Below are 7263 nucleotides of genomic sequence, written 5' to 3' on the forward strand. Positions count from 1 at the left end.
GCTGCGGTCTGTCCGGCGCCCCGGCGTCCCGCTGTTCCCTGGTGTCTCACCGTCCCCCGGCGTCCCGAGCTCGGTGCCCTGCGCCCACCCGGCCCCGGTGCCCCGCTCCCTGGCCCCACGGCGTCTGGCGTCCCGCCCCCGATGCCCCGCTCCCCGCCCCTGCCCGGCCCCGCCCGCTCAGCCGTGCCCCGCGGCCCCGCCGCCCACCGCGCGCCCCAGTCGGGAGGCCAGCGACGCGACGTACGCGGCGAGTTCCGGCGGGCCGTGCACGGTGAAGTCGGCGTCCACCAGGGCCAGCCGGACCGCCAGCCACTCCACCGAGTCCGTCGCCCGCGCCCGGACGCGGCAGGTGTCCCCGCCCGTGGCCTCGGGGGCCAGGTACGCGGGGAGGCGCGCCGCCACGAACGACGCGGGCGCCGCGAACGACACGTCCACATCCGGGCTCTCCGGGCTCTCCCGGTCCTCCCGGCCCCGCCGCAGCGAACGCCCCACCAGCGCCGCCGCGTCCCCGCCCGGCACCTCCCGGGGCGTGAACCGCGCGCCCGTCGCGAACGGCTCGTCCACCCGGTCCACCCGGAACGTCCGCCAGTCCTCCCGCCCCAGGTCGTAAGCGACCAGGTACCAGCGGTGCCCCGTCGACACCAGCCGGTACGGCTCCACCTGCCGCCGCGACTCCGTCCCGTCGCCCGCCCGGTACCCGAACCGCACCCGCTCCCGCCCCGTGACCGCCGCCGCCAGCGCGGTCAGCGTCCGCGACGAGACGGTCGCCCCGTCTCCCCGGGCCAGCGGGATCGTCGCGCTCTGCAACGTCGACACCCGGTGCCGCAGCCGCGACGGCAGGACCTGCTCCAGCTTCGCCAGCGCCCGTACGGACGCCTCCTCCACGCCCTCGACGGCGTGGCCCGCCCCCGCCCGCAGGCCGACGGCGATCGCCACGGCCTCCTCGTCCTCCAGCACCAGCGGCGGCATCGCCTTCCCCGCGACCAACCGGTACCCGCCGACCGCGCCCCTCGTCGCCTCCACCGGATAACCGAGGCCGCGCAGCCGGTCGACGTCCCGGCGGATCGTCCGGGGACTCACGCCGAGCCGCGCGGCCAGCTCGCTGCCCGGCCACTCGCGCGGCGTCTGCAACAGGGAGAGCAGGGTCAGGAGGCGTCCCGGGGTGTCCGTCATGGCGCCCAGCATGCCCGTGATCTAGGACGTGTTCCGACCTGTACGGCCCCTACGTTCTCCGCCATGACCTCGCAGAACCCGACTCCCAGCCCCGCCGGGGCGGCGCCCGCGGCGGACCGCCGCCGCTGGATCGCCCTCGCCGTCGTCATGACCGCGGCCTTCATGGACCTGGTCGACGTCACGATCGTCCACATCGCCCTCCCGTCGATCCAACGGGACCTCGGCGCGGACTTCGGCGCCGTCCAGTGGATCACCGCCGGGTACGCGCTCGCCTTCGCCGCCGGCCTGATCACCGGCGGCCGGCTCGGCGACATCCACGGCCGCAGGCGCCTGTTCCTCGTCGGCGTCGCCGGCTTCACCCTCGCGTCGGCGCTCTGCGGCTTCGCCACCGGCCCCGAGATGCTGGTCGCCTCCCGCATCCTCCAGGGCGGGACGGCGGCGCTGATGGTCCCGCAGGTCCTGTCGATCGTGCACGCCACGTTCCCCGCGCACGAGCGCGGCAAGGTCTTCGGCCTGTTCGGCGCGATCGTCGGGCTCGGTTCCGTGTCCGGGCCGCTGCTGGGCGCGCTGCTCACGCAGGGGGACCTGTTCGGCCTGGGCTGGCGGCCGATCTTCCTGATCAACCTGCCCGTCGGCATCGCCGCGCTGCTCCTCGGCCGCGCGTTCATCGCCGAATCGAAGGCCCCGAAGGCGCTGCGGCTCGACCTGCCGGGCGTCGTCGTCGCGATCGCCGCGATGCTGCTGCTGATGTACCCGCTGACGCGCGGCGCCGAGCTGGACTGGCCGGTCTGGTGCTTCGCCATGATGGCCGGCAGCGTCCCGGTGGCGGTGGCCTTCGTCGCGTACGAGAGGCGCAGGGGGCGGCGGGACGGCTCGCCGCTGGTCGAGCTGTCGCTGTTCCGGGTCAAGAGCTTCGCGGCGGGGGTCGCCGTGCAACTGGCCTTCGGGATCGGGCTGGGCGTCTTCTTCCTGACCTGGACGCTGTACATGCAGGTCGGGTTGGGCTGGGGCGCGCTGCGGGCCGGTCTGACCGGGGTGCCGTTCTCGGTGGCGGTGTCGGTCGCGGCGGGCGTGTCGGTGCAGAAGCTGGTGCCGAGGTTCGGCCGGAAGGTGCTCCAGGTGGGCGCGCTGACGATGATCGCGGGCGTCGGGCTGTACCGGTGGGAGGCGGACCGGTACGGCATGGGGATCGAGCCGTGGCAGATGGCGGTGCCGCTGGTGGTGCTCGGCGTGGGCATGGGCCTGGTCGTGGCGCCGCTGACGGACGCGGTGCTGTCGGACGTGCCGCGCGAGCACGCCGGGTCGGCGTCCGGGATCGTCAACTCCGTGATGCAGTTGGGCAACGCGCTGGGCCTCGGGCTCGTGTCGGTCGTGTTCGTACCGGGCGGGCCGGGCCCGGCGGTGGCCGGCGCCTTCACCGGGGCGCTCGGGTGGGTCGCGGCGGTGCTGGGCGTGGTGTTCCTGGTGATGTTCGCCCTGCCGGCCCGGCCCCGGCAGCACCTGGAGGGCGGCGGGGACGGGGCGGCGCCGGACGGCGGGGGCCCTGCGGGGGCCGCACGGGGAGCGGAGCCGGTGCCGGTGGCGGCGGGACGCTGAGCCCGTACGCCCGTACGCCCGTACGCCCGTACGTCTGTACGTCTGTATGTCTGTGCGCCCCTACCTCTGTACGTCTGTGCTTCTGGGCGTCCGTGCGCCAGTACGTCCGTACTTCCGTTCGTACGCCCTCCGCGCGGACGGACGGGGCCCGGCCGGGACGCACCCCGGCCGGGCCCCGGCATGCCTTCGGCGCGCACGCGCCCTCCCCATGCCCGAATGTGCCCGATTTCCTGCCCGAGTCTGTTTACTTCCCGGACTTCCTTCCATACTGTGCTGTAAGAACCACAGGTTCGGTCAGGAACGGATGTGAACGGACATGTACGCACCGGAGCGCCAGCAGGCGATCCTCCGCCTCGCCCGCGAGGACGGTCGCGTCGACGTGCTCTCCCTCGCGGACGCGTTCCAGGTCACCGCCGAGACCATCCGGCGCGACCTGAAGGCCCTCGACCGGGCCGGTCTCGTACGCCGCGTGCACGGTGGCGCCATCCCGGCGGGCCGCCTCGACTTCGAGCCCGACCTCGCGGAGCGCGAGTCGACCGCCGCCGACGAGAAGGACCGCATCGCGCGGGCCGCCCTCGCGGAGCTGCCCCAGGAGGGCAGCGTCATCCTCGACGCCGGTTCCACAGTCGGGCGGATCGCCGCCGGGCTCCCGCCGGAGTGCTCCCTCACCGTCGTCACCCACGCCCTCACCACCGCCGCCCGGCTCGCCGACCACCCCGGCATCGCCCTCCACCTCGTCGGCGGCCGTGTCCGGCACCGCACCCGCGCCGCCGTCGACGCGTGGGCGCTCCGCTCGTACGGGGAGGTCCGCGCCGACGTCGTCTTCGTCGGCGCCAACGGCTTCTCCCTCGCCCACGGGCTCACCACCCCCGACCTCGCGGAAGCCGCCGTGAAGCGGGCCGTCGTCGCCGCCGCGCGCCGCGTCGTCCTCCTCGCGGACTCCGCCAAGCACGGGCAGGACCACTTCGCCCGCTTCGGGGGCCTGGCCGACGTCGACCTGCTCATCACCGACACGGGGCTCGACCCCCAGGACGCGGCCGCCATCGAGGCCGCGGGAACGGAAGTCGTACGCGCATGATCCTCACCGTCACCCCCAACCCGTCCCTGGACCGGACCTACGAGGTACCGGCCCTGGAGCGGGGCGAGGTGCTGCGCGCGACCGGGGAACGCGTGGACCCGGGCGGCAAGGGCGTCAACGTCTCGCGGGCCGTCGCGGCAGCCGGGCACCGCACCCTCGCCGTCGCCCCCCTCGGCGGCGCGCCCGGCGCGCTCGTCGCGGAACTGCTCGCCGGGCAGGGCATCGACGTCGCCCCCGTGCCGATCGGCGGGCACACCCGCTCCAACATCGCCGTCGCCGAACCCGACGGCACCCTCACCAAGATCAACGCGCCGGGTCCGCACCTCACGCCGGGCGAGTCCGAGGCCCTCCTCGCGGCCGTCGGCGCGCACGCCGCCGGTGCCGACTGGGTCGCCTGCTGCGGCAGCCTCCCCGGGGGCCTCGCCCCCACCTGGTACGCCGACCTCGTCACCCGCGCCCACGGGCACGGCTCCCGCACCGCCCTCGACACGTCCGGGCCGTCCCTGCTGGTCGCCCTGCGCGGCCGGCCCGACGTGGTGAAGCCCAACGCCCGGGAGCTCGCGGAGGCGGTCGGTCGGCCCCTGGCGACCGTGGGCGACGCCGTGGAGGCCGCCGAGGAGCTGCGCGCCGCCGGAGCCGGAGCCGTACTGGCCAGCCTCGGCGCGGACGGCCAGCTCCTCGTGTCGGCGGACGGCGTCTGGTACGGCAACGCCGCCGTCGCCTCCGTGCGCAGCGACGTCGGCGCGGGCGACGCCTCCCTCGCCGGTTTCCTCGCGGCGGGGGGCGAGGGGCCGGCCGCCCTGGCCGCCGCCGTCGCGCACGGCGCGGCCGCCGTCCAACTGCCCGGCAGCCAGATGCCGACGCCCGCCCACCTGAACCCGTCGGCGGTCACCGTGACCACCGACATCCCCCTCGACCGCGCACTCACCGAGTGACGAGCCCCTGGGAAGCCGCGATGAACGACATGATCACCGCGGACCTGGTCGATCTCGACCTGGCCGCACAGACGAAGCAGGAAGCGGCCCGTTCGCTCGCCGAGCGCATGGTGGCCCTGAGCCGCGTCACCGACCTGGACGGCTTCCTCGCCGACGTGGCGGCGCGCGAGGCCCAGATGCCGACGGGCCTGGACGGCGGCATAGGGATCCCGCACTGCCGCAGCGCCCACGTCACGGAGCCGACGTTGGCGTTCGGCCGTGCGGCGCACGGCGTCGACTTCGGCGCCCCGGACGGCCCGGCGGACCTGATCTTCCTGATCGCCGCCCCGGCGGGCGCGGACGACGCCCACCTGACGATCCTGTCGTCCCTGGCCCGCAGCCTGATGGACCGGGACTTCACGACGGCGTTGCGGGCGACGGCGTCCCCGGTGGAGGCAGCGGCGCTGCTGCGGGGCGGGGCGCCGCTGACCCCGGGCGGAACACCCCCGGACACCGGGCCCGGTGCGGCGGACACTGGGGCGGGCACGGCGGACAACGGGGCCGGTGCGGCGGGTCCCGGGGTCGGTACGGCGGTGTCCGGGACCGGTACGGCGGGTCCCGGGGTCGGTACGGCGGTGTCCGGGACCGGTACGGCGGATCCCGGGGTCGGTACGGCGGTGTCTGGAGCCGGTACGGCGGACCCCGAGGCCGCTACGGCGAGCGCCGCGGGCGCTACGGCAGGCGCTGGGGCCGGTGCTACGGGTGCCGCCCCCGAGGTAGGCGCCCCGGCCGGAGACGGAGCACCCGATCGGAAGGAGCCCTTCCGTATCGTCGCGGTCACCTCCTGTCCCACCGGCATCGCCCATACCTACATGGCGGCCGAGGCGCTGGAGCAGGCCGGGCGGGACGCCGGAGTCGAGGTGACCGTCGAGACGCAGGGGTCGGCCGGCTTCACCCGGCTCGACCCGGCAACCGTCGCCGCCGCCGACGGCGTGATCTTCGCCCATGACGTCGCCGTACGCGACAAGGAGCGGTTCGCCGGGAAACCGACCGTCGACGTCGGGGTGAAGGCCGGCATCAACCGCGCCGCCGAGCTGATAGCCGAGGTCCGCGCGAAGGCCGCACGGGGCGAGACGACGGCCCCCGCGACTCCCGCCGCCTCCCGTGCTTCCGGCGCGGCCCCCGTCGCCTCCGGTGCCACACCCGTCGACCGGAAGGGCAAGCCCGGTGAGGGCTACGGCACACGGCTCCGCGAGTGGCTGATGTCCGGTGTCGGCTACATGGTCCCGTTCGTCGCCGCGGGCGGCCTGCTCATCGCCCTCGGTTTCGCCATCGGCGGCTGGGAGATCGACAAGGCGCCGTCCGTCGCGGAGCACTTCGCCTGGGGCCGGGCGGACAGTTGGGCCGCGCTCATGTTCCAGATCGGTGGCCTGGCGTTCGGCTTCCTGGTCCCCGTACTGGCGGGCTACATCGCGTACGGCATGGCGGACCGTCCCGGCCTCGTCCCCGGCTTCGTGGGCGGCGCCGTGGCGCTCACCATCGACGCGGGTTTCCTCGGCGGCCTGGCGGCCGGTCTGCTCGCGGGCGGGGTGGTGATGGCCGTCCAGCGGCTGAGGGTCCCGTCCGTACTGCGCGGGATCATGCCGGTCGTGGTCATCCCGCTCGTCGCGTCGGCGGTGGTCGGCTTCCTGATGTTCCTGGTGGTCGGCAAGCCCATCGCCTCGCTGCAGAAGGCGCTCACCGACTGGCTGTCCGGCCTGACCGGCGCGAACGCCGTCGTCCTCGGTGTGATCCTCGGCCTGATGATGTCCTTCGACCTCGGCGGGCCGGTCAACAAGGTGGCCTACGCCTTCGCGGTGGGCGGCCTCGCCACCCCCAACGAGGGCTCCCTGAAGGTCATGGCCGCCGTGATGGCCGCCGGCATGGTGCCGCCGCTCGCCATGGCACTGGCCACGACCGTACGCGGCCGTCTGTTCACCAGGGCCGAGCGGGAGAACGGCAAGGCGGCGTGGGTGCTGGGCGCGTCGTTCATCTCCGAGGGCGCGATCCCGTTCGCGGCGGCCGACCCGCTGCGGGTCATCCCGTCGGCGATGGCGGGCGGCGCGGTCACGGGCGCGCTGTCGATGGCGTTCGAGGCGACGCTGCGGGCACCGCACGGCGGCATCTTCGTGGTGCCGCTGATCGGCAACCCGTTCCCGTACCTCTTGGCGGTCCTCGCCGGCACGCTCGTCAGCGCGGCGCTCGTCGTCGCCCTCAAGAGCGCCCGCAAGTCCCCCACGAACGGCGACGAGTCCTCGCCCGGCCCGGACCCGGACCGGAAGGCCACCGTCGCGACCTGAGCCGTCACGGCCGAGTCGTCCGACCCGAGCTGTCACGACCCGAGCCGTCACGATCCGAGCTGTGATGACCTGAGCCGTTACGGCCTGAGCCGTCATGACCTGAGCCGTTACGACCCGAGCCGTCACGACCCGAGCCGTCACAGCCGAGCGGCGGAGCGGGGCG

5 protein-coding genes are annotated in these 7263 nt (G+C 75.0%); 4 read left to right on the plus strand and 1 reads right to left on the minus strand.

The annotated features are described in order from the left end of the window. Positions 1–177: 177 nt before the first annotated feature. The gene (locus RND61_RS25215) at positions 178–1173 is read right to left on the minus strand and encodes a helix-turn-helix transcriptional regulator (RefSeq protein WP_315880379.1); all 996 of its coding nucleotides are present in this window, start codon (positions 1171–1173) and stop codon (positions 178–180) included. A gap of 63 nt (positions 1174–1236) precedes the next feature. On the opposite strand from RND61_RS25215, the gene RND61_RS25220 reads away from it, so the two are divergent. The 4 genes from RND61_RS25220 (at position 1237) to RND61_RS25235 (ending at position 7100) form a co-directional block, all read left to right on the plus strand. Next, the gene (locus RND61_RS25220; protein ID WP_315880380.1) at positions 1237–2769 is read left to right on the plus strand and encodes an MFS transporter; all 1533 of its coding nucleotides are present in this window, start codon (positions 1237–1239) and stop codon (positions 2767–2769) included. 316 nt (positions 2770–3085) lie between these two features. After that, positions 3086–3847 carry a DeoR/GlpR family DNA-binding transcription regulator gene (locus RND61_RS25225; protein ID WP_315880381.1) on the plus strand — a complete coding sequence of 254 codons (762 nt, stop codon included), beginning with the start codon at positions 3086–3088 and terminating at the stop codon, positions 3845–3847. Then, positions 3844–4782, plus strand: a complete 939-nt coding sequence (gene pfkB, locus RND61_RS25230; RefSeq protein WP_315880382.1) for a 1-phosphofructokinase — start codon at positions 3844–3846, stop codon at positions 4780–4782. The genes RND61_RS25225 and pfkB overlap by 4 nt, the downstream gene beginning before the upstream one ends. Positions 4783–4802: 20 nt before the next feature. After that, on the plus strand, positions 4803–7100 hold the full coding sequence (locus RND61_RS25235) for a PTS fructose transporter subunit IIABC (RefSeq protein WP_315880383.1): 2298 nt from the start codon (positions 4803–4805) through the stop codon (positions 7098–7100). Positions 7101–7263: the final 163 nt, after the last annotated feature.

It is taken from the genome of Streptomyces tamarix, assembly GCF_032423885.1.
In the GTDB taxonomy this organism is placed as follows: domain Bacteria; phylum Actinomycetota; class Actinomycetes; order Streptomycetales; family Streptomycetaceae; genus Streptomyces; species Streptomyces tamarix.

Bases quoted from the DNA above. Each gene is read 5' to 3' on its own strand.
- RND61_RS25215 (WP_315880379.1), bottom strand. From the start codon at position 1,173: ATGACGGACACCCCGGGACGCCTCCTGACCCTGCTCTCCCTGTTGCAG.
- RND61_RS25220 (WP_315880380.1), top strand. From the start codon at position 1,237: ATGACCTCGCAGAACCCGACTCCCAGCCCCGCCGGGGCGGCGCCCGCG.
- RND61_RS25225 (WP_315880381.1), top strand. From the start codon at position 3,086: ATGTACGCACCGGAGCGCCAGCAGGCGATCCTCCGCCTCGCCCGCGAG.
- pfkB (WP_315880382.1), top strand. From the start codon at position 3,844: ATGATCCTCACCGTCACCCCCAACCCGTCCCTGGACCGGACCTACGAG.
- RND61_RS25235 (WP_315880383.1), top strand. From the start codon at position 4,803: ATGAACGACATGATCACCGCGGACCTGGTCGATCTCGACCTGGCCGCA.